Consider the following 22,434-nt stretch of genomic DNA (forward strand, 5'->3'; position numbering starts at 1 on the left):
CTATTCTGAGGTTGAACACGAATTGCTAAGTTCAACAAAATCATTCAATGTTTTAATTGCTTGGCCTGACTGAATTGCTTTTAAGGCAGTTTCTAAAGCTGTTTCAAAGGAATCACATAAGCCATACAGGAATAATACTGGCGCTGTATTAAGAGCAACTGCAAAATTATGGGCATCAGTGCCTTTGCCTGATAACACCTGACGAATATTTTTTGCATTTTCTTTTGGTGAACCACCATTTAAGGCTTCAATCGGGAATGATTTAAGACCAAACTGCTCAGGCGTTATTTCAAATTCAGTGATTTCACCATTTAATAATTGAGTTATTTGGCTTTTTCCATGTAACGCTATTTCATCCATTCCAGACCCATGAATGACCCATGCCGCTTTTTTGCCTAATAATTTAAGTGATTCCGCCATTGGACGGCATAACTCAGGCGCATAAACGCCTAGCACTTGTACTGCAGCCTTGGCAGGGTTAATTAAAGGCCCAAGAATATTAAAGATAGTTCGGGTTTGTAGCATCTGCCTGACTGGCATAGCGTGACGGATACCAGAATGATAAACCGGTGCCATTAAAAAGGTTAAATTAGTTTGCTCTAAACATTGTTTTGCACCTTGCGGTGTCATGTCTAGTTTAATGCCTAGTTCAGATAGCACATCGGCAGAACCGGATTTAGATGACACAGCACGGTTTCCGTGTTTTGCCATTTTAACACCGCATGAAGCTGCAAGTATGGCACACATGGTACTGATGTTGATGGTTTTCGTACCATCGCCACCTGTGCCGCAGTTGTCAGCAGTATCAAAATCAAGTGCAGGAAAGGCAAGGGCATTATCACTTAATGCTTTAGCAGCGCCTGCAATCTCTGCAACGGTTTCCCCTTTAATCTTTAACGCCGTTAGATACGAAGACAATAAGATTGGATCTAACTCGCCCTTAACCATTTGGGTAAATAATTGATGAGTCTGTTCAGATGTTAAATCTTCATCGGCAATAACTTTATGTATTAATTCTAAGTTGGTTGTCGTCATGTTCATTCCATTTTTAATCTGGTGTCGCTGATTCGTTAATTATTTAGTTAAGTAGTTTATGGCTTGCTCTAATAAGCGAGAACCATCGGTGGTTAATATAGATTCTGGGTGGAACTGAAAGCCTAATGTTTTATTTTTTTCATCTATAAACACCATTGGGATATCTCCTAACTGCCCAATCACAGTAATATTACTTGGCAAATCTTTTACGATTAGTGAATGGTAACGAGCTACAGACATGTTAGTACCTAACCCATCAAAGATTTCATGTGGTTGGCAGGTTATGACTGACGACTTACCATGAACGGTTTCACCCGCTAACGTAACGATCGCACCATAGTGTTCAGCAATAGCTTGGTGGCCTAAACAAACACCTATAATTGGTATTGTTCCAACAGCGTATTCAATCAGTTTGGTCATACAGACTGAATCAGATGGCTTACCTGGACCAGGAGATAAGAACAACAAAGGTTTTTCACCGGCTTGTATGCTGTTATTAATTTGGTCAATGATCATTTGAGGGTTAACTGTATTACGGAAGATCTCTATTTGATTGTCTAAACAGCGTAATTCATCGACTAAGTTGTACGTAAATGAATCTTGGTTATCTAATAAAAATATTTTACTCATGTTAGTTAACCTCCGTTGTAGATGACTCTGTTTGATTTAAATATACTTCACTAGCTTGAATCGCTTTTAACACAGCTTGAGCTTTGTTTTGTGTTTCTTCACATTCAGAGACTGGGTCTGAGTCAAACACAACGCCAGCACCGGCTTGAACATGAGCCATTCCATGTTGAACAAAAGCACTGCGTATCACAATGCATGTATCCATGTCACCGGAGCCATTGATATAACCCACAGCGCCTCCGTAACTGCCACGTCTGGTTTGTTCAACGTCCCTGATTAATGATGCCGCACTAATTTTAGGGGCGCCAACGAGTGTACCCATGTTCATGCACGCTTGGTAAGCATGAAGGGCATCTAGATCATTTCTTAATGTACCAATAACACGGGAGACAAGATGCATAACATAAGAGTAACGATCGACTTTTAATAACTCTTTAACATAACGCGTGCCTGGTTCACTTATTCGCGCTACATCGTTACGAGCTAAGTCCACTAACATTAAATGTTCTGCCACTTCTTTTTTGTCATGTCTGAGGTTTAACTCAATACGTGAGTCTAAATCTGGATTAATTGAACCGTCAGCTCTAAAACCACGGATACGTGTTCCTGCAATTGGGTATACTTCAACTTGTTTCGTTGTGGAGCAATACTTAAGAGCCGATTCTGGGGATGCACCAAACAATGTAAAATCGTCGGCTTTAAGATAAAACATATAAGGACTAGGGTTATCTTGTTTTAAATGTCGGTAAGCATCTAATGAGTTAGAACAAGGCAAACTAAAACAACGTGAAGGGACAACTTGGAATACATCACCTTGCACTATGTTTTGTTTTAATTGGATAACTTGTTGTTGGAAAATATCGTCTGCCACATTTACGCTAATCGCAGAGTTATTAAGAACAGATTTAGTACCCACTTTATTAAAACCAAAGGATTGTGAGTCTGTGTCATGGCTGTCTGCAATTGCCGTATCTAATTGCTGTTTTAATTGTTCTAGCCGTTTACCAATTGAGAAACAGTTGGCGTAGGCATTCTCTCCACTAAAGACATTACCAATAAGTTCAGTCTGTTGTAATTGATGGTCAATGATCACCATAGTTTCAGCTAAGTAAAATAAGTAATCAGGGCAAGTATTTAACCCTTGAGTTACATCAGGTAACGATTCAAAATTAGCTAACATATCATAAGCAAACACGCCGCCTAAAAACAGGGCAAACGGTGAATCACTAGGTGCTTTTATAGAATTAACTGCAGAGCGTAATACTTCAAACGCATTAGCTTGTTTTAAACGAGTATCCTCATCTACGTTGGTGTCGTTATCTAAAAAGGTGATCGTTAAAAGCTTTCCTTCTAACGAAACATTAGTTGTAGAGGCATATTGTTCAGAAAAGGTTTTTGATAAATGATGAATGACAGGAAGACCATTATCCACTAACGCCGTCACACTAACTTTATTGCCGTTACATTCAAATTTCACGGCTGTGTCTATTAACATCAAACTCTTTAAGTTGTCTTTGCTGTCAATCTCTGCGGATTCCAATAACAAGGCGTTGTCATTGTGTTTGGTAAAACGAGAGAATATATCAAGTGGATCATTTAAATAGTTTGCTTTGATACTAATACTATTTACTTCACCAATTGTTGTTGTGATTTGACTAAATACCATTTTGATTACTTTTCTTATTTATTAAATTTAAGCCATTAAAAAACCCGCCAAATAAGCGGGTTTTCTTTGATAATGTCGTAATATTACGCGCACCACTTATTCACCCGCTAAACTTGGAAAGCCACCAATGCCATGTGAATGTTGAAGTGTTCATTTGTTTGAAAATTCCTAAATTCGTAATATTTTGATTAAGTGGCTATATAAAAACGTTTTTTGATAGACCTGTCAATTATTTATTTCAGAGATAGTAGAACTAAACGCTATATGACATAATTACGCCATTGTTATTTTTAGTTATTCGAGCCCACCTTGATATATGATCTGCATAGCCATACAACTGCATCTGACGGTAGTTTAACCCCAGTTGAATTAGTCACTCGTGCTGATGTTAGACAGGTGGGCGTTTTAGCAGTTACCGATCATGACACCGTTGATGGTTTAACTGCTGCCAAACGAGAAATAGAACTTAAAAAATTAAAATTAAAGTTAGTTAATGGGGTTGAGATATCAACCAAATGGCACGGCTTTGAAATTCATATAGTTGGTTTATGTATTGATCCGGAAGATTCTGTTTTATTGTCTTGTTTGGATACTCAATTAAAACATCGAGAAATTCGCGCACAATCTATGTCTGATAAATTAGAAAAAAAAGGCATAGAAAACGTATATCAAGAAGCCCGAGAAATGGCGGTGGGTAAATGCGTAAGTCGAACGCATTTTGCCAAAGTACTATTACAACGAGGCGTGGTTTCCAATTTTGATGCTGCTTTTAAAAAGTATTTAGGTAAAGGTAAATCAGCATATGTGTCGCCTAGTTGGATGGATATTGAAACAGCGGTTAAGATTATTAAACGTGCTGGTGGCATTTCGGTTATTGCTCACCCAATCCGTTATGACATGTCTAACAAGTGGTTAGCTAAATTAGTGGCCGAATTTGCGGAACATGGAGGAGACGCTTTAGAAGTAGGATTAAGCCAGCAATCGCCAAATCAACGATTACATATCTCCACCTTAGCTAATAATAATAACTTATACAGTTCACAAGGTTCCGACTTTCATGCACCTGCTCGTTGGACTGATTTAGGAAAAAGTTTATATTTAACAGAGCAATGCAAACCAGTTTGGCAACATCCAAAATGGCGATTTGCGTAAGATGGGCGTATAGTTATTTTATAACTATGTTTAAATAAGTAAGTAAAACATGAGTCAATTTTTTCATATTCATCCAGACAACCCACAAGGGAGATTAATTTCCCAAGCAGCCGCTATTGTAAAAAATGGTGGAGTAGTGGTTTACCCAACCGACTCTGGTTATGCCATTGGTTGTGCTATTGGCGATAAAAAAGCAATGGATAGAATCATCGCGATCAGAAATGTGGATAAAAACCATAACTTCACATTAGTATGCCGAGATTTATCGGAAATCGCGACATTTGCTCGGGTAGACAATGTCGCGTTTAGAGCGATTAGAGCCGCAACTCCAGGGCCATATACCTTCATATTCAAAGGCACTAAAGAGGTTCCTAAACGAGTACTTAACGATAAACGTAAAACCATAGGAATACGTGTACCGAACAATAAAATTGCTTTAGATTTATTAATGGAGTTAGGCGAACCACTGATGTCTTCCAGCTTATTGTTGCCTGGCGATGAATTTGCTGAATCAGACCCTGACGAAATTCGCCAACGTTTAGAAAAGCAGGTCGACCTAGTCATACACGGTGGTTATTTAGGTGAAAAACCAACCAGCGTAATCGACTTTTCAGAAGGTGAACCAAATATTTTACGATATGGCGAAGGCGATACGAGTCAGTTTGAGTAAATAGATGACCACTGAGCCGCAAACTCCAACATTAGAAAATCAAGAACGTGATACGACACAAATGATCCAGCAAACTTTACCGCTGGCTTTTGTTCGTGGCGAAGCGGTTATTGAAAAGCCTGAAGACTTGTTTATCCCCCCTGATGCGTTAGAAATATTTTTAGAGGCATTTGAAGGGCCGTTAGATTTTTTGTTGTATCTGATAAAAAAACAAAAGTTCGATATTGTTGATTTACCTATTCAAGAGATCACGTTGCAATACATGGAATATGTAGAGTTAATGCGTGAAGTTAAATTAGAATTAGCTGCAGAATACCTAGTGATGGCGGCTATGTTAGCGGAAATTAAATCTAGACTATTATTACCTAAAAATGTTTTTGATGATGAAAATGAAGAAGACCCTAGAGCAGAATTAATTCGTCGATTACAAGAATATGAAATCATTAAACAGGCTGCTCAAGATATTGATCAATTACCGAGAATGGAACGTGATACTTTTATATCTAAAGCGGTAATGCCACAGACAATGAAACCTGAGTTATCTCAGCCAGAAATAGATATACAAGAATTAGTTTTGGCATTTCAATCCGTTTTAAAAAGGGCATCGGCCTTTACACATCATGAAATTTCAGCGGAAGTATTATCAACAAGAGAAAGAATGTCGCAACTGTTAGACCGGTTAAGCCAAAGTGATAGTTTTATATTATTTCATGAATTGTTTGATGTTACAGAAGGGCGTTCTGGAGTGGTGGTTACCTTTTTAGCCGTTTTAGAATTGGTGAAAGAGAGTTTATTAGAGATCATTCAATCTGCAGCATACGGTCAATTACACGTCCGCTATAAACATGCTGAAGTGAGTTGAGCATAAAATATGAATATTGATGAAAAACAGGTATTAAAAGAACTTAAACTAAAGCAAATAGTTGAGGCTGCTATTTTTACTTCAGAAACACCATTAACTTTTGATAAATTAAAACAAACTGTATTGATTAATGTTAAAGTAAGCGACAGTTTACTAAACTCGATATTAAGTGACATAAAAAGTGATTATTCCTCAAGAGGAGTTAACTTAGTCAAACTGGCAAGTGGATATCGGTTTCAAGCGGCTGCTAATTTGGGGCAATGGTTAACAAATTTGTTATATGAAAAGCCTGCAAAATATAGTCGAGCACTATTAGAAACGTTAGCACTTATAGCTTATAAACAGCCAATTACCCGTGGTGAAATCGAAAATGTGAGAGGCGTTTCAGTAAGCTCAAACATCATACGAACTTTAGTTGAACGGAATTGGATTAAAGTGGTGGGACATAAAGAAGTACCTGGAAGGCCTTCTTTATACGGAACCACAAATGAATTTTTAGATTATTTCTCATTAACTAGTTTGTCTCAATTACCCGATTTAATTGAGCCGGAGTCATTAGAAATAATTGCACAAAGAATAGACAGTGAATTTATGGGGCAAGCCGACGAGAACACTAACCTATCTAAGGTAAATGTATCTGAGTCAGCTACCTCAGAAGAATTAAGCGTAAAAGCAGAGTAAAGAATTAATGAGTGAAAAATTACAAAAAGTATTAGCACGATCTGGAGTGGGTTCTCGTCGTGAGATGGAATCTTATATATCAAGTAATCGTGTAAGTATTAACGGCAGTGTTGCAAAATTAGGTGATCGTGTCGAGGGTACTGAGACAATTCGTGTTGATGGTCACATTATAGAAGTACGCTCGCAAACCGATGAAATTTGTCGAGTGATCATGTACAACAAACCTGAAGGTGAAATGTGTACACGAAAAGACCCTAAAGGTCGTCCTACGGTTTACGATAGATTACCAAAACTTAAAAATAGCCGTTGGATTGGCATTGGAAGACTCGATATAAATACCAGTGGTTTATTGTTATTTACCAATGATGGTGAGTTAGCCAACCGATTAATGCACCCGAGTTATCAAATAGAACGTGAATACTCAGTGCGAGTGTTTGGTGACGTACAAGATGAACACCTTAGAAATTTAGTAAAAGGCGTTGAGCTTGAAGATGGTATGGCTAAATTTGATAAAATCAAAGCTGACAAATCTAATCACGATGAAAACTCTAATAGTTGGTTCAACGTATCGCTAAAAGAAGGGCGGAATCGTGAAGTTAGACGCTTATGGGCATCACAAGAGTTAACGGTAAGCCGACTTATTCGAATTCGTTATGCAGATGTGACGTTAGAGAAACGTTTGATGCAAGGTGGGTGGAAAGAGCTCGGTTTAGAAGATTTAAATAAACTTCGTAAAAAAGTTGGTTTGGATAGAGAGTTAAGAGAGTTTAATCCAACGGTTACTGTTGATAATGCTCAGAGTAGACGAGTTGAGCACGCACGTATAAAACGAGCCGTGAGAAAACATAAACAGCGTCGAATTGATAATCGATAGACTTGTAAAGATTTGAAAAAACCAAACGTTAAGTTTGGTTTTTTTATGCGAAAAATATGAATATTTAATCTTGGTCTGGTTGATGAGTTTGTAAGTTAAATATGAGTTAATGCTCTAATTTTATTGATTAAACTTAATTTGACGCTGAGTTTTAACTCTAAAAAAATAGAGCTTAAATTTAAATATTTATTTAACTTTTGAATTATGTAACTAACTGGTTGTACCAATCAAATAGTTGTGATATTCATTTAATCATGACAGGGCATTGATTGAATTTAAATCACAATCTCAGTGTTAAATTTAGTCATCAAAAATAAAAATTATAATAAGATCGACCAGGAGAAATTATGGAAAACAAAACTATGTTGCGTTCGTTGTTGGCTATAGCAGTTGCAACGTCAATAACCGCTTGTGGTGATAAAGCAGAAGATATTGCAGAGCTGGTAGAAGATCAAACTGCCATTGTTGAGCAAATAGAACAACAACAGGAAGAGCAAGAGGCTACATACACTGGTTCTGGCGGTACGGATCCAATCCCTCCTACTTTAGATGCACCATCCACAACAGAAGCTTTAACAATACCAGTACCTGGTGGTAAAGATGCCGAAGGTAATTACTTAGCTTACCCATGGAATGCGGAAGGAACAACACAGTTCTGGTACGGGCTAGATGAACACGAAGTCGTTATTCCAGAAGCCTCAGATAATGTTATTCATTTAACCTTTTCTGGTGAATTTGATCCGGTAGACGGTACAGAAGGTCCTGCGGCAGAATTAGATATTGCCTTACGAGATAAAACTGGTGATCTAACGGTAGTACTTCCTGAAGGTACATTTAAAATGAACCAAGCGTTACGAGTTGATTTAGCAGGTGATGCATTTTCTGGTATTACAAGTTTGACGGTGCAAGGTCATGGTATTAACAAAACTATACTTTCATATACTGAATCTTCAAATGACGTTAGTGACTCAGTAAATTTCTCAGTAGCGGAAGATTTAGAATTAGCCCATTTCACGGTTGTTGATTCAAATAAAAATGCAATCTTAGTTGATGAAAGTAACGGTGTATATATACATCATGTGGCAGCTATTTGGCCTGGGAAACCCGATGCCGGTAATGGTGCATACGGCTTATACCCAGTTGAAAGTGATAATGTGATCATTGAAGATAGCTTTTCTTTTGGCTCTGCTGATGCAGGCATCTATGTAGGTCAAACTAATAATATAGTTGTTAGACGAAATTATGCAGTACAAAATGTTGCTGGTATAGAAATTGAAAATTCAAAAGATGCTGATGTTTATGACAATTACGCTTATATGAATACTGGCGGCATTTTAGTATTTGACCTACCTATTGCAAATGGACGGTTTGGAGTCGGTACTCGAGTTTTTAATAATGTATCTGTATCAAACAATGAAGAAAACTTTGCCGCTCATGGAGTTGTAGGTTTGGTCCCTCCTGGTACCGGTATGCTGTTATTAGCATCAGATACAGTAGAAGTTTTTGATAATGACTTCTCTGGCAACGAGACATTTTCAGTAGTAGGGGTAAGTCACTTTTTAGTTAATATTGATGTAACTGATTATATAGGGAACCCAGCTACAGGAGCTCCGGGCGCATATAGCTCAATTATTGCTAATGGCTGGAGACCAACTTTACGTGCAATTAATATCCACAATAATCGGATTACAAATTCAGGTACCAACCCTAGAGGTGCTTTACTTGAAGCTCCTCTAACTGATGGCGCCCCAGGAGTCTTGGAGGCTTACCTTGGTACTAGCGGTTATGTGCCTGCTGTCTTAACTGATGGTATGGGACAAAACCTCGCAGCAAACAATATTTTAGCCAGTATTGGTGAAATGCCTTATGAAGAGTCTGATTATTTCTGTGTTGATCCGGCACAAAACGCTTCTACAGGGACTGTTATTGAACATACAGGTGCAACGTCTGTTATAGACACGTCAACTTTTGAACTTAACTTGGCTGCAGCTTCTTTTGAAGTGGACCATGATGGCAGTTACTTATTTAAATGTGATGAGCCTTTAGAGCGATTACCTGCTTATTCTGCAACTTTTAGAGGTGTGGAATTTGGTTGTGGCAAAGATGACAATGGTGACATTTGCACTAATGCAATGCCTCCACAAAGTTAGTTGTTAAATATTTAGATAACAAAGCCTTACTTATAAAGTAAGGCTTCTTTATAAGTAGGGTGTAATTATGCAGTACTCTAAGTTAATCAGTGTTTTGTTGGTGTCACTTCTTACGCTTAGTGCATGTGGTGGCTCAGACAGCAATGATCCATTAGATACAGATGGTGATGGTGTTGAAGATACATTAGACAGTTTCCCAAATGATGCAAAAGAAACAAAAGATACAGATAAAGATGGCGTTGGTGACAATTCAGATGCTTTCCCAAATGATGCAAGTGAAACATTAGATTCCGATGAAGATGGTGTTGGCGATAATACGGATGTTTTTCCAAATGATGCATCAGAGACTATAGATTCAGACGAAGATGGTGTTGGTGATAATGCCGATGCGTTTCCTAATGATGCCAGTGAATCGTTAGATACAGATGAAGATGGTGTAGGTGATAATGCCGATGCATTTCCAAATGATGCTAGTGAAACGTTAGACACAGATGAAGATGGTGTTGGCGATAACGCCGATGCATTTCCAAATGATCCTACAAAGACGGTTACGGCTTGTATTGCAGAAGGCACAGAGGTGAATTTCGAGGCGTTAGAGTCTGAAAATTGTGAATTGTTATCTCAATATAACCTATTTTCCGATCCTAGCAATCCAACAACAGGTGTTAATGGCAGCAAGTCGTTACCATATGATTTATCTATGCCTTTGTTTACCGATTACGCCACTAAATATCGCTTTGTTGTAATTCCAGAAGATAAATCGGGGGCTTTTAAAAGTTCCGAAGTCATGGATTTGCCAGTCGGTTCTGTTTTAATCAAAACATTTAGTTTGCCTGCTGATACTTCTATTCGTGGTTATGAAAATGAAAAGCTAATTGAAACACGTTTATTAATCCATAGAACCAGTGGTTGGGCATCTTTACCTTATGTTTGGAATGCTGAAGGAACAGAAGCTGAATATAAACCGAGAGGAAAAAGCGAAACGGTGTCATTGACTCATAATGGAACAGATCTTGAGTTTACTTATACAGTACCGAGTGATACTCAGTGCAGAGAATGTCATCAACTACTCGATACCGATGAAAACGGGAAAGCAGTTCCAGGTTCTGGAAAAATCTGGCCGATTGGCCCTAAAGCTAGGTTTTTAAACCATGATTACAGCTATGCAGATCAAGAAAAAAATCAGCTTTTAGCTTGGTCTGAAAAAAATATGTTAACGGATTTACCATTTGAATTATCAGACATTACAACCGTACCTGTTTACCAAGACGATGATGCACAAAACTTAAAAAATTCAGTTTGGTCTGCAGAGTATATTAATACTTTAGCTAGAGGTTATTTAGATATTAATTGTGCACATTGCCATAGACCAATAGGCAGTGCTAATAATTATGGTTTATTTTTAGAAAACAATAGAGAGTTATCAAATGCTACAGGTATTTGTAAAGATCCTATTGCGGCACCTGGAAATTCGAGCCTTGAAGGTAAATTAAAAGACATAAAACCTGGTGATGCAGACAACTCTTTCTTATATGAACGAATTACTTCAGAAGACGCAGGGTTGAAAATGCCTAAGATAGGACGAAGTTTGGTACACACAGAAGGTACTTTGTTGATTAAGACATGGATTGATTTGTTAGACAAAGACCCATTTAATCAAACAAGTTGTCCATAGGTTTATTTTTAATTTTAAATTAAAACCACCCAAGGGTGGTTTTTTTTATTTTGGTTGAACATCCAAAGAATGACCGTTAACACCTTTACTTTCATCAGCCATCAAATAAACATAGCTTGGCATTAATTGTTCCGGTGTTGCTAGTTTACTGACATCTTCCGATGGGTAAGCTTTCGAGCGCATGCTAGTTTTGGTTGCACCTGGATTGATACAGTTAGTCCGGATAGAAGTATTTTCAAATTCATCTGCCATCGTTTGCATTAAGCCTTCGGTAGCAAACTTAGAAAATCCATAAGCACCCCAAAAAGCACGGCCTTTTTTACCAACACTACTAGATGTGAAAACAACAGAAGCACTAGGCGATTTTTTTAGTACTGGAATTAATGCCTGTGTTAAATAGAAAGTTGCTTTAAAGTTTACTTTCATCACATCATCAAAGGTGCCTTCATCAACATGCTCTAGAGGGCTTAGTGCACCTAATGTTGAAGCATTATTCAGTAAGCCATCAAGTTTGCCGTATTCCGATAATATAGTAGAAGCCATATCTTGATAATTTTTTACAGTAGCGCCTTTCATATCGAGAGGTATGATAGAGGGCTCTTTATATCCTGCATTGACGATTTCATCATAAACCGCTTCTAATTTTTTTGTGGTTTTACCAAGTAAAATGACTTCAGCACCAAGTTGAGCAAATGTGATTGCGGCTTGTCGGCCAATCCCAGCTCCGGCACCTGTCACTAAAATAACTTTATTATTGAGTTCATTTGGTGATGTTTTAAAGTTTAAATGGTTCATAAATACTTAACTAAATGTTTAAAATCGGCGCAATGTTACAGTGCTGCAAACAATAATTCACTACCGAGCGTTAAAAAGAGAATAAAAACCATATTATTTAATATTTTTGACTAGCTTATTACAAATAAGTGAGGTAACTTTAACTGGTCTAAGCTGTTAAAAAAGTGTCCATATAACAAACCAATCAATTGGTAAAAAAATAATTAGGACCCAGGGGAGAAATATGAATAAGTTAGCGATTAGTATAGCAATTTCGAGTGTACTAGGATTATCAGCCTGTGGAGATACAACTCTAGAAGATGTAAAACAGGAAACTCAAGAATTACAACAAGAAGTCGCTGCAAAAGCGGCTGAAAAATTTATACCACGAGTAAGTGTTGTTTGGGACCCAAGTGGGGGTAATATCTCAGTTCCAAATGATTTACTACTAAGCGGGACAATCGACGGCACATTAGAAATGCCTGATGAAACCTCAGCGAAAAATGCCGGCGAAGCCGTCAATTTCGGAAATCCTGCCGCAGCAATCGGTGCACTTGATGGATGGGGTACACAAAACACATTCACTATCGCCTTAAATTATGCAGATCCAAGTGTAACCATTGACCCAACAACTATTCTGTCTGGTGATGCAGTATCTGTTTATCAAGTTGAGAAATTCCCGAGCCTTACTGATCCAGATTGCACTAACGCTGCATATTCAGGTTTGATTTGTAAAGGTCTAGATAAACTTACCTTTGGTGTTGATTATGTAACTTCAATGGCCGGCGGAAGCATTGCAATAACCCCATTAAAGGCACTTAAAGCTGGCGCGAGTTATGCCATCGCTTTAACAAAAGAAATTAAAGATACTAACGGTAATTCGTTAATGCCTTCCTCAACTTATGGTTCAGTTGAGCAAGATATTGAAACAACTCCTTTAGTGTTACCGTCTTTAACCGCAGAAGAGTTAAATTCAACCCAAGCTGGTATTCGATTATTACAAACGATGACGAATAACTTTGAAAACTCACTAGCGTCGGCATTTGGTGCTAATAAAGATAGTATTGTTTATACCCAAGTATTTACGGTGCAATCTGCTGGTGTAGCTTCATCTGATCCATTACAAATTACAAAATTGTTGAATGCTAAATCATTTGCAGATGCGGCATTTAGTGAAGACCCAATGGTTCAAATATCGGCGGCGTTCCCAATCGTAAGTCAAGGTTATACCGTTGCTACCGCTCTTGCTGGGGCAGGCGCAATAGAAAATGACCCAACATCTACGCCTTATGCACTATTTAACTCTGCCAATATATATGGTGGTTATATCGATGTTCCTTATTATTTAGAGAATACAACTACAGGCAACCCTTTAACTGGCCGTTGGGAAGCCGCATGTGACAGTGGTGCAATTTTAAAATCTGCCACAGCTGAACAATTAGCAGCTGGTACACCAGGTACTAATCATGCGACATGTCAAGCTTTAGGCTTAGCAGATCTAGGTTTAGATACACAACGTCATCTAACTAAATACAACCCAGTTCCTGCCGTAAAAAGTATGGAAAAAGTACAAGTACAAATTACGTTGCCAAATATAGATAACGCAAACGTAATACGTGGAATGTACGGTCTGACAGCATTTACGGCTAAGCCAGACGCTGGTTGGCCGGTAGTTATTCTACAACACGGCATTACATCAAACAAAAATGATATGTTAGCTGCTACTGGTTTCTTATCTATGTTCGGTTTTGCCACGGTAGCGATAGATCATCCACTGCATGCAACACGCGGTTTTGTTTCTGGTGAAGGTGAGACGGCTAAAGTGATTAATGCATCATCGGCTGTTACAGGTAACGACCCGACACATTATTTAAATTTATCTAGTTTATTAACGGCACGTGATAATTTACGTCAATCTATAGCGGATACTTTAAAATTAAGATTGTCTTTAAATGGACTCGTTGACGCAACTGCAGCGGTCGATGCTAGCGGTAATTTAGCTGACCCTAGTGCGATTGTGAGAAATATAGTGGATAGCTCAAAAGTCTATTATATGGGCCACTCTCTAGGTGCAATTACGGGAGCGAGCTTTACTGCAATAGCAAACTCGCCAGTGAACCCGGCATTAGTTGCGGATTCTGATATTGCAGATGAAGCCTTAAGACTAGCCACCGCTGAAGCGACAGCAGCTAAATTAGCTAGTTTATATAAAATAAACGCGTCTATGTTAGCTAACCCAGGTTCGTCAATAGCCAACTTCTTATTGGAGTCAGGTTCATTTGGTGATTTAGTATCTGCATCTGTAGTGTATGGTTTAGGTAATGAGTTAACAGAAGCTATGTCTGCATATTTAACACCAACAGCTCTAGGTGCAATTATTGCGGCAAATCCTTCTTGTGCAGCTGCAGCCACCGATCAAAATACAGCGTTGGTTTGTGCTTTTAACGCATTTAAATCTGAAGCATCGACTGAACAGTTAGCGGGTATTCAAGCTGGGTTACAACAGTTCGCTTTTGCAGCTCAAACGGTTTTGGAAGCGGGTGACCCAACCAACTATGCTGCAACATTAAAAGCAACAAATACTCCTGTGTTAATGGTTGAAATGGTTGGTGATATTGAGTTAGGTGGCGCAAATCCATCTGATCAAGTTGTTCCTAACTCAATTGCAACAAATCCATTGGCAGGTACTACAGGTTTGGCTAACCAATTAGGATTAGCTAGTGTGACCGAGTCTATGATGAACTCAAGCGAAACAGTTAGCGGTATCGTAAGGTACACTAAAGGCTCTCACTCAACTATGTTGTCTCCGTCTACAAGTTTACCAGAGCCATATAAGACTATTTACGGTAGCCTTAATCAAGAGCTACAATTGATGATGTCTTATTTCTTCTTAAGCGATGGACATTCAATTCAAGTTTCTCAAGGAATAATTGATAATTGCATTATTCAAGATACGTCAAATGCAGCTTGTAATCCTTAATGACTAATTAGTTATTTATTAAAATAAAAACCAGCCTCGGCTGGTTTTTTTATGTGCATATGTTTTTGAATTTAGGGTTTAAATTCGTTATTTAAACCTCATATAGTAAAAAACTTTAACAGTAAGGATTTTACCTTGGAATTTTTATATGAGTACGGATTGTTTGTAGCCAAAGCAATTACCATTGTAGTTGCAATTGGATTAGTCATTGGACTGATTGTTAATGCGGCTTCTAAAGGAAAAGTGAGCGGCAAAGGTGAATTGTATGTCGACAATATTTCTGAAGATATAGAAGATACAATTACAGATCTTAAACGTTCGTTATTAAATAAAGATGAATTAAAAGCATTTGATAAAAATCTGAAAAAAGAGCTTAAAAAAGAAAGCAAAAACAAAGAACCAGAAAAACGCCCAAAACTATTCGTTATTTCTTTTGACGGTGGCGTGTATGCCGATGAAGTTGAATCTTTAAGAGAAGAAATATCAGCAATTATCTCAATAGCACAACCTGAAGACAAAGTGCTGATTAAATTAGAAAGCCCAGGTGGAGTTGTACATGGTTATGGTCTTGCCTCATCTCAGATAGCTCGTTTACGCAATGCAAATATAGAAGTTATTGCCTCTGTAGATAAAGTTGCAGCTAGTGGTGGTTATATGATGGCCTGTGTTGCCAATAAAATTATATCAGCCCCATTTGCCATTATTGGTTCTATAGGCGTAGTTGCTCAGTTGCCAAACTTTAACAAGTTATTAAAAAAACATGACGTTGAAATAGAGCAGCATACTGCAGGGAACTTTAAACGTACCTTAACTATGTTAGGTGAAAACACAGATGAAGCACGTGAGAAATTCAAACAAGAATTAGCTGACACACATATTTTATTCAAAGACTTTGTCAGTGAATATCGACCACAATTAGACATTGAAAAGGTATCCACTGGTGAACATTGGTATGGCAAACAAGCCCTTGATTTAAAACTGGTTGATGAATTATCAACCAGCGATGATTTTGTATTAAATGCAGTGAAAGATCATACTTTATATAAAGTTGAATATAAGATTAAACAAAAACTAGCTGAGAAGCTTGGTGTAGCTGCAGCAGCTGGTATTTCTAGCATGGTCAGCAAAATGACTACTTGGTCTTTCACAGCCAATAAATAACTTCATTTAATTTCTAAAAGGCTAAATATATGTTCACTGGAATAGTACAAACTAAAGCTTTGGTGGTGTCATTTGTTGGTAATGATAAATTTAGAACACTGGCCGTAGATGTTTCCAGTGAATATTTAAATAATCTAAGTATTGGGGCAAGCATTGCAATTAATGGCGTGTGTTTAACCGTCACTCAATTTGATCAAGATAAAGGTAAATCTATCGGCCAAGCTCAGTTTGACATCATTGATGAGACGTTATGTAAAACTAATCTAGTGAGCATTAATGTGGGCGATGAAGTTAATTTGGAACGTTCGGTTACCTTTGGTACAGAACTGGGCGGACATATTGTTTCCGGTCATATTCAAACGGTTGCTAAAATTTCGGATATCCAAAACAGTAAAGATAACTGCAAAATGACGCTGACTTTAGACGCAAAGTGGATGAAATATATTTTATATAAGGGATTTGTTTCTGTTAATGGTTCTAGTCTTACGGTTGGTAACACAAGCTCGAATAGCTTTGATTTGCACTTAATTCCCGAAACATTAAAACTAACCAACTTAGGTGAAGCCCAGATTGGGGATTATTTAAATATTGAAGTTGATCAACAAACGTATTCAACAGTTGAAACGGTAGAGCGCTATTTAAAACAGCATTACACCAAGGTATAAACTTTTACTTGGTGTAATGGTTATGATTAATAATATTGCTCATCATCAGCATCAATAGTCAGTTCTACTTTTTGATGGGCATCATCTAAATGCATGCCCATATGTATTGCATTACAACAAGCAGGGCAGTCTTCATAATAGTTTTGATCACCATTGCTTGCATCAAACTCAAAATTAACATTTTGTCCGCAGTGTGGACACGATATGGTTTTATTAAATGTATTCACTTGCCTACTCCTTAGGCTTTTTCACCCCCGTGATTACTTCTACCACCATCGACAGCAATGATTTGCCCGGTAACGTAGTTCGCATCAATCAGATATAAAATTGCTTGTGCTATATCTTCAGGTGAACCTAGCCTTTGTAAAGAAATTTCACTTAACACTTGATGTTTATCCTGATCATTTAAGTCATTTTCATGCCATAAAATTGCACCAGGTGCGACACCATTCACTCTTATATTAGGAGCTAATTCTCGAGAAAGCGACTTTGTTAACATAGCTAATCCAGCCTTAGCCATACAATATACCGAATAACCTTTAAGTGGACGTTCGGCATGAATATCTATCATATTAATAACACAGCCTTTTGTTTGTTCCAGTTGCTTTTTGAATGATTGAATTAAGAAAAATGGAGCTTTTAAATTGGTCGACATTAAATCTTCCCATTGGCTTAATCCGGTTTCTCCTACATCAGTAGGGTAAAAACTACTGGCGTTATTCACTAACACATCTAATCGTCCAAACACTGAAATTACGTTGTCCGCAATTTGTTGATACTGTTCGAATTTTGTTAAATCACCTGTAACTAGTGTGGCCGTGTTCGGTGAAATTTGATTTAACTCATCAACTAAACACTGAGCCTCGTCTGTAGAGCGATTACAATGCACAATAGTTTTATAACCTTGTTGATGCAAACTTCTAACTGTTTGATTACCAATTCGTTTTGCTGAGCCTGTTACAAAGGCTACCTTTTCATATTGAGTCATACATTCTTATTATTTTTTACTGAGGTGGTTTGTTGAGGAATGTAACCATTGTAAGTCTTGCAATAGTCAAACTGCAAATTGAATATACTTGGTGTGCTTGCGTTAATGGGCTATATAAAATAAAATCCCCAACTCATTAAATTCTTTAATTTTTTGGCATATATACTGAACGGACTGTAACCGTACAAATATGTCATAAATCTTAACAACATTAAGTATAAGCGACGCATTGTAGGCGCCGCCACTGTACCAAGGAATACTCATGCCAGTTATTACATTACCTGATGGAAGTCAGCGTTCATTTGATCATCCTGTTTCAGTTTTAGATGTTGCCAATGACATCGGTCCAGGTTTAGCTAAAGCGACCATCGCCGGTAAGATCAACGGTGTACAAGTTGATGCCTGTGAAATTATGGAACAAGATGCGGCCTTGCAGATCACAACGGCCAAAGATGATGAAGGATTAGAGATTATTCGTCACTCTTGCGCACATTTATTAGGTCATGCAATTAAGCAGTTATATCCAGATTGTAAAATGGCAATTGGTCCTACAATTGAAAATGGCTTTTATTATGATATCGATATGGAACATTCATTGTCGCATGATGATATCTTAGCTATTGAAAAGCGCATGATGGATTTAGCAAAAACAAGTTATCAAGTTGTCAAGAAAACCGTAAGTTGGCAAGAAGCTCGAGATGTATTTGAGTCACGTGGCGAAATGTACAAAATTCAAATTCTTGATGAAAATATTGAGAAAGATGATCGTCCAGGTTTATATCACCACGAAGAATACATAGATATGTGTCGTGGTCCACACGTTCCAAATATGAAGTTTTGCCAACACTTTAAATTAATGAAAGTAGCTGGTGCATACTGGCGTGGCAACTCTGACAACAAAATGTTGCAACGTATTTACGGCACAGCATGGGCAGATAAAAAACAATTAAAAGCGTATTTAAAACGTCTTGAAGAAGCAGAAAAACGTGATCACCGTAAAATAGGTAAAACATTAGATTTATTCCATTGGCAAGAAGAAGCGCCTGGAATGGTGTTTTGGCACAATGACGGTTATGCAATTTATACTGAACTAGAGAAGTTTGTACGTAAAAAACTAGCTGAATATGATTACGATGAAGTTAAAGGTCCATTAATGATGGATCGTTCTTTGTGGGAAAAATCAGGTCACTGGGACAAGTATGCAGACAACATGTTTACGACACAGTCAGAACATCGTGAGTATGCAATTAAACCAATGAACTGTCCTGGGCACGTTCAAATATTCAACCAAGGGTTAAAATCTTACCGTGATTTGCCACTGCGTATGGCTGAGTTTGGTTGTTGTCACCGCAATGAACCATCTGGTGCCTTACATGGTTTAATGCGCGTACGAGGCTTCACCCAAGATGATGCACATATATTCTGCACAGAAGAGCAGATTCAACAAGAAGTAACATCTTGTATCAAGATGGTATTTGATTGTTATAAGACACTTGGCTTTGAAGATATCAGTATCAAATTATCGACTCGTCCAGAACAACGTGTAGGCAGCGAAGAAAGTTGGGATAAAGCTGAAAAAGCATTAGAAGATGCACTTGCGGCCAATGAACTTGATTTTGACTTCCAACCTGGTGAAGGGGCGTTTTATGGTCCTAAGATTGAGTTTACTCTGCATGATTGTCTAGGTAGAGCATGGCAATGTGGCACTGTTCAAGTCGATTTTTCTATGCCAGGTCGTTTAGGTGCAACTTATGTTGCTGAAGATAATGAACGTAAAACACCTGTAATGATCCACAGAGCTATTTTAGGTTCAATGGAACGTTTTATCGGAATTATGATTGAGGAATATGCTGGATTGTTACCAACTTGGTTAGCGCCAAAACAGGTAGTAATTATGAATATTACCGATTCTCAGTCCGAATATGTGCAAAAAGTGCAAAAAAAGTTAAAAGAACATGGAATTAGAGTCATTTCGGACTTGAGAAATGAGAAGATAGGCTTTAAGATCCGTGAGCATACTCTTAAACGCATTCCTTACATGTTAGTTGTCGGTGAAAAAGAGAAAGAAACTGGACAAGTTGCAGTCAGAACTCGTAAAGGTGAAGACTTAGGTTCGGTAACTTTGGATGAATTCATCACTCAATTTGACGACGTAGTAAGTAATTATAATTAAGAGAATGCAGTTTAGTGTTAACAACATAAAACTGCATAATAAATTTGTGGTGAGTGGAACAATACATAACAACAAAAGTAGCGTTTCACTTTAATATTATTATTTTTGGAGGATTTTGCCATTAGAGCGCAAAACAAGAGAGGCCAAAAGGCTGCTCAAAACAGGTTAAATGAAGAGATAACACTTACTGAAGTTCGATTAGTCGGACTAGAAGGTGAGGCTTTAGGTATAGTTTCAATTGAAGAAGCATTAACAGCAGCCTCAGAAGCGGGTGTTGATTTAGTTGAAATTAGTCCAAATGCAGAGCCACCTGTTTGTAAAGTGATGGACTACGGCAAATTTCTATACGAAAATAGTAAAGCTCAAAAAGAGCAAAAGAAGAAGCAAAAGCAGATTCAGGTTAAAGAAATTAAATTTCGACCTGGAACTGACGAAGGCGACTACCAGGTAAAACTACGCAACCTGCGTCGCTTCATAGAAGCCGGTGACAAAACGAAAGTTACGATCCGCTTCCGTGGCCGTGAGATGGCACACCAAGGCATAGGTATAGATTTATTAAATCGCGTTAAAACCGATTTAGAAGATATATCAAATTGTGAGTCTTTCCCTTCTCGTGCAGAAGGAAGACAAATGGTGATGGTACTCGCGCCAACAAAGAGTAAGTAATTATTACTCACATGTAGGTAACTAAGGCCTTCAAAGTAGCTAACTATTCTTTTGAACAAGTAACTCGCCTTATTACTATTTTATTAACATAGACCAATGCGGAGTCTAGGCCAATGCCTAAAATGAAAACCCATAGTGGAGCGGCTAAACGCTTCAAAAAAACTGCCTCTGGCGGTTACAAACGTAAACAGTCTCACTTACGTCATATTTTGACTAAAAAGAGCTCTAAGCGTAAACGTCACTTACGTAACAAAGAAATGGTATCGAAGGTTGATAAACCGTTGATCGACCGTATGTTACGCGTTTAATTAGAGGAGACTGAACAATGGCAAGAGTAAAACGTGGTGTACAAGCTCGTAAGAGTCACAAAAAAGTACTAAAGGCTGCTAAAGGTTATTACGGAGCACGTTCACGTGTTTATCGCGTAGCGTTCCAAGCAGTAACTAAAGCTGGTCAATATGCTTACCGTGACCGTCGTCAAAAGAAACGTGTTTTCCGTCAATTATGGATCGCTCGTATCAATGCGGCAGCTCGTCAAAACGGTTTGTCTTACAGCAAATTCATGAATGGTTTGAAAAAAGCATCTATTGAAGTTGATCGTAAGATTTTAGCTGACATCGCTGTTCACGACCAAGCAACATTTGCTGCTTTGGTTGTTAAAGCTAATGAAGCTTTAGCTGCTTAATTAAGCACACAGTTTGAATTATTAAAAAAGGAAGCCTAGGCTTCCTTTTTTATTTCTGCTTTTATATATCTGTCTTTTTTGTTTTTAGAAAAAACACCGTATTCATTAGAATCATCATATTGCATTACAAATACTTGATTTGGCATAAAACAAGGTTTGTTGAACTCAATATAAACATTTCCTAAATCTTCTTCTGTTTTCTTATAGATACTCGATAAACACTGATGAGCATTGAACATCCCATGCATTAATACTGACTTTAAACCTAACTTTTTAGCTAAATATGGATGTAAATGGATAGGGTTTAAATCACCAGACAATAATGCGTACTTCCATGCGGTTTTTAAATTGATCGCATAACTACAGAAAGAATCACCTAATTGCATGATCTCAGCTTTTTCTGTGGTCTCTCTTCGATTGGCTTTATAACCCGGCTTTTTATCTAACATTACGTTAGTATTTTGAATGGTTAACTCACCTTGTTGAAAAAAGTCAGTGACAATTTGGTATGTGAGACCTTTGTTGCTTGATTTACAGCTTTTTACAGTGACTTGGATATCGTAGGGTAAAAACCAATTGTGTTTCGCAAATTGGTTTATTTCGCAACTCAAATGAATCAATCCCAATAACGATGATGGAATAGGGGCTTGAGCGATACATTGAATCGTTGTTCTAAATCCCGCTAAGAAAGCGTAACTCTTTATGTTATCAGGGTGACCAAAAGCTTTGGTAAATGATGAGACTTGTTTCTCAGATGCGTAAATGTTCTTTACCGTGATTGAGAAAGGATGAAATTCTTCTAATTTGCACTTTTTAGAATTTATCGCACGGAAAATTAATCTTGGAACTGAGAACAACGGCTGAATATTAGACATAGGTAAGTTTAGGTAAGTTAATCTGCGCCAAGGATAAAAAACAAATGCGATCTATTCAATTAATCATTGGAT

21 protein-coding genes are annotated in these 22,434 nt (G+C 37.7%); 14 read left to right on the top strand and 7 right to left on the bottom strand.

Annotation, left to right across the window (positions count from 1 at the left end; all coding sequences use genetic code 11):
- Genes trpD through KO505_RS11670 form a run of 3 tightly spaced genes read right to left on the bottom strand, consistent with a single transcriptional unit; the run spans window position 1 to window position 3,331 of the window.
- Entirely contained in the window at window positions 1-1,035 is a 1,035-nt protein-coding gene (gene trpD / locus KO505_RS11660; RefSeq protein WP_216055622.1) for an anthranilate phosphoribosyltransferase, read from the bottom strand.
- 39 nt (window positions 1,036-1,074) lie between these two features.
- Window positions 1,075-1,665, bottom strand: a complete 591-nt coding sequence (locus KO505_RS11665) for a gamma-glutamyl-gamma-aminobutyrate hydrolase family protein (protein WP_216055623.1) — start codon at window positions 1,663-1,665, stop codon at window positions 1,075-1,077.
- A gap of 1 nt (window position 1,666) precedes the next feature.
- Window positions 1,667-3,331 (bottom strand): anthranilate synthase component 1, encoded by a 1,665-nt coding sequence (locus tag KO505_RS11670; protein ID WP_216055624.1) that lies wholly within the window; start codon window positions 3,329-3,331, stop codon window positions 1,667-1,669.
- A gap of 309 nt (window positions 3,332-3,640) precedes the next feature.
- Between KO505_RS11670 and KO505_RS11675 the strand changes: the two genes are divergently transcribed.
- From KO505_RS11675 to KO505_RS11705, 7 genes are all read left to right on the top strand, one after another.
- Entirely contained in the window at window positions 3,641-4,483 is an 843-nt protein-coding gene (locus tag KO505_RS11675; RefSeq protein ID WP_216055625.1) for a PHP domain-containing protein, read from the top strand.
- 49 nt (window positions 4,484-4,532) lie between these two features.
- A complete protein-coding gene (locus KO505_RS11680) occupies window positions 4,533-5,153 on the top strand; it encodes an L-threonylcarbamoyladenylate synthase (RefSeq protein WP_216055626.1) in 621 nt (206 codons plus the stop codon).
- 4 nt (window positions 5,154-5,157) lie between these two features.
- Window positions 5,158-6,015 carry a ScpA family protein gene (locus KO505_RS11685; RefSeq protein WP_216055627.1) on the top strand — a complete coding sequence of 286 codons (858 nt, stop codon included), beginning with the start codon at window positions 5,158-5,160 and terminating at the stop codon, window positions 6,013-6,015.
- Window positions 6,016-6,024: 9 nt separating this feature from the next.
- Window positions 6,025-6,696 carry an SMC-Scp complex subunit ScpB gene (scpB, locus tag KO505_RS11690; RefSeq protein WP_216055628.1) on the top strand — a complete coding sequence of 224 codons (672 nt, stop codon included), beginning with the start codon at window positions 6,025-6,027 and terminating at the stop codon, window positions 6,694-6,696.
- Window positions 6,697-6,703: 7 nt separating this feature from the next.
- Entirely contained in the window at window positions 6,704-7,570 is an 867-nt protein-coding gene (rluB, locus tag KO505_RS11695) for a 23S rRNA pseudouridine(2605) synthase RluB (RefSeq protein ID WP_216055629.1), read from the top strand.
- A 347-nt stretch (window positions 7,571-7,917) separates the two neighbouring features.
- Window positions 7,918-9,720 carry a parallel beta-helix domain-containing protein gene (locus KO505_RS11700; RefSeq protein WP_216055630.1) on the top strand — a complete coding sequence of 601 codons (1,803 nt, stop codon included), beginning with the start codon at window positions 7,918-7,920 and terminating at the stop codon, window positions 9,718-9,720.
- A 67-nt stretch (window positions 9,721-9,787) separates the two neighbouring features.
- Window positions 9,788-11,395: an SO2930 family diheme c-type cytochrome gene (locus KO505_RS11705; protein WP_216055631.1), complete on the top strand. Its 1,608-nt coding sequence runs from the start codon at window positions 9,788-9,790 to the stop codon at window positions 11,393-11,395.
- Window positions 11,396-11,440: 45 nt separating this feature from the next.
- On the opposite strand, the gene KO505_RS11710 is transcribed toward KO505_RS11705, so the two are convergent.
- Window positions 11,441-12,190: a YciK family oxidoreductase gene (locus KO505_RS11710; RefSeq protein ID WP_216055632.1), complete on the bottom strand. Its 750-nt coding sequence runs from the start codon at window positions 12,188-12,190 to the stop codon at window positions 11,441-11,443.
- Between the two features lie 223 nt (window positions 12,191-12,413).
- On the opposite strand from KO505_RS11710, the gene KO505_RS11715 reads away from it, so the two are divergent.
- The 3 genes from KO505_RS11715 (at window position 12,414) to KO505_RS11725 (ending at window position 16,975) form a co-directional block, all read left to right on the top strand.
- Window positions 12,414-15,149, top strand: coding sequence for a VolA/Pla-1 family phospholipase (locus KO505_RS11715; RefSeq protein WP_216055633.1), 2,736 nt, complete (start codon window positions 12,414-12,416; stop codon window positions 15,147-15,149).
- A 135-nt stretch (window positions 15,150-15,284) separates the two neighbouring features.
- Window positions 15,285-16,310, top strand: coding sequence for a protease SohB (gene sohB / locus KO505_RS11720; protein WP_216055634.1), 1,026 nt, complete (start codon window positions 15,285-15,287; stop codon window positions 16,308-16,310).
- 29 nt (window positions 16,311-16,339) lie between these two features.
- On the top strand, window positions 16,340-16,975 hold the full coding sequence (locus KO505_RS11725) for a riboflavin synthase subunit alpha (RefSeq protein WP_216055635.1): 636 nt from the start codon (window positions 16,340-16,342) through the stop codon (window positions 16,973-16,975).
- 26 nt (window positions 16,976-17,001) lie between these two features.
- On the opposite strand, the gene KO505_RS11730 is transcribed toward KO505_RS11725, so the two are convergent.
- A complete protein-coding gene (locus KO505_RS11730; protein ID WP_216055636.1) occupies window positions 17,002-17,202 on the bottom strand; it encodes a CPXCG motif-containing cysteine-rich protein in 201 nt (66 codons plus the stop codon).
- A gap of 11 nt (window positions 17,203-17,213) precedes the next feature.
- Window positions 17,214-17,963: a pteridine reductase gene (locus tag KO505_RS11735; RefSeq protein ID WP_216055637.1), complete on the bottom strand. Its 750-nt coding sequence runs from the start codon at window positions 17,961-17,963 to the stop codon at window positions 17,214-17,216.
- Window positions 17,964-18,225: 262 nt separating this feature from the next.
- Here KO505_RS11735 and thrS point away from each other — a divergent pair, with 262 nt between their 5' ends.
- The 4 genes from thrS to rplT all read left to right on the top strand — a co-directional run bounded on the left by thrS (window position 18,226) and on the right by rplT (window position 21,487).
- Entirely contained in the window at window positions 18,226-20,136 is a 1,911-nt protein-coding gene (gene thrS, locus KO505_RS11740) for a threonine--tRNA ligase (protein ID WP_216055638.1), read from the top strand.
- A gap of 105 nt (window positions 20,137-20,241) precedes the next feature.
- Entirely contained in the window at window positions 20,242-20,802 is a 561-nt protein-coding gene (gene infC / locus KO505_RS11745; RefSeq protein WP_216055639.1) for a translation initiation factor IF-3, read from the top strand.
- Window positions 20,803-20,915: 113 nt separating this feature from the next.
- Window positions 20,916-21,110, top strand: a complete 195-nt coding sequence (gene rpmI, locus KO505_RS11750) for a 50S ribosomal protein L35 (RefSeq protein WP_216055640.1) — start codon at window positions 20,916-20,918, stop codon at window positions 21,108-21,110.
- A 17-nt stretch (window positions 21,111-21,127) separates the two neighbouring features.
- Window positions 21,128-21,487 carry a 50S ribosomal protein L20 gene (rplT, locus tag KO505_RS11755; protein ID WP_215962909.1) on the top strand — a complete coding sequence of 120 codons (360 nt, stop codon included), beginning with the start codon at window positions 21,128-21,130 and terminating at the stop codon, window positions 21,485-21,487.
- 35 nt (window positions 21,488-21,522) lie between these two features.
- Here the strand turns inward: rplT and KO505_RS11760 are convergent, their stop codons facing one another.
- Window positions 21,523-22,362 (bottom strand): MaoC/PaaZ C-terminal domain-containing protein, encoded by an 840-nt coding sequence (locus KO505_RS11760; protein ID WP_216055641.1) that lies wholly within the window; start codon window positions 22,360-22,362, stop codon window positions 21,523-21,525.
- Between the last annotated feature and the right edge of the window lie 72 nt (window positions 22,363-22,434).

Origin of the sequence: Psychrosphaera sp. F3M07 (assembly GCF_018860345.1) — a bacterium.
GTDB lineage: Bacteria > Pseudomonadota > Gammaproteobacteria > Enterobacterales > Alteromonadaceae > Psychrosphaera > Psychrosphaera aquimarina.

Coding starts and splice junctions, on each gene's coding strand:
- KO505_RS11760 (WP_216055641.1), bottom strand. CDS start 22,362: ATGTCTAATATTCAGCCGTTGTTCTCAGTTCCAAGATTAATTTTCCGT.
- KO505_RS11735 (WP_216055637.1), bottom strand. CDS start 17,963: ATGACTCAATATGAAAAGGTAGCCTTTGTAACAGGCTCAGCAAAACGA.
- KO505_RS11700 (WP_216055630.1), top strand. CDS start 7,918: ATGGAAAACAAAACTATGTTGCGTTCGTTGTTGGCTATAGCAGTTGCA.
- thrS (WP_216055638.1), top strand. CDS start 18,226: ATGCCAGTTATTACATTACCTGATGGAAGTCAGCGTTCATTTGATCAT.
- rluB (WP_216055629.1), top strand. CDS start 6,704: ATGAGTGAAAAATTACAAAAAGTATTAGCACGATCTGGAGTGGGTTCT.
- KO505_RS11670 (WP_216055624.1), bottom strand. CDS start 3,331: ATGGTATTTAGTCAAATCACAACAACAATTGGTGAAGTAAATAGTATT.
- KO505_RS11680 (WP_216055626.1), top strand. CDS start 4,533: ATGAGTCAATTTTTTCATATTCATCCAGACAACCCACAAGGGAGATTA.
- KO505_RS11725 (WP_216055635.1), top strand. CDS start 16,340: ATGTTCACTGGAATAGTACAAACTAAAGCTTTGGTGGTGTCATTTGTT.
- rplT (WP_215962909.1), top strand. CDS start 21,128: ATGGCAAGAGTAAAACGTGGTGTACAAGCTCGTAAGAGTCACAAAAAA.
- KO505_RS11685 (WP_216055627.1), top strand. CDS start 5,158: ATGACCACTGAGCCGCAAACTCCAACATTAGAAAATCAAGAACGTGAT.
- rpmI (WP_216055640.1), top strand. CDS start 20,916: ATGCCTAAAATGAAAACCCATAGTGGAGCGGCTAAACGCTTCAAAAAA.
- KO505_RS11665 (WP_216055623.1), bottom strand. CDS start 1,665: ATGAGTAAAATATTTTTATTAGATAACCAAGATTCATTTACGTACAAC.
- KO505_RS11705 (WP_216055631.1), top strand. CDS start 9,788: ATGCAGTACTCTAAGTTAATCAGTGTTTTGTTGGTGTCACTTCTTACG.
- KO505_RS11715 (WP_216055633.1), top strand. CDS start 12,414: ATGAATAAGTTAGCGATTAGTATAGCAATTTCGAGTGTACTAGGATTA.
- KO505_RS11710 (WP_216055632.1), bottom strand. CDS start 12,190: ATGAACCATTTAAACTTTAAAACATCACCAAATGAACTCAATAATAAA.
- trpD (WP_216055622.1), bottom strand. CDS start 1,035: ATGACGACAACCAACTTAGAATTAATACATAAAGTTATTGCCGATGAA.
- scpB (WP_216055628.1), top strand. CDS start 6,025: ATGAATATTGATGAAAAACAGGTATTAAAAGAACTTAAACTAAAGCAA.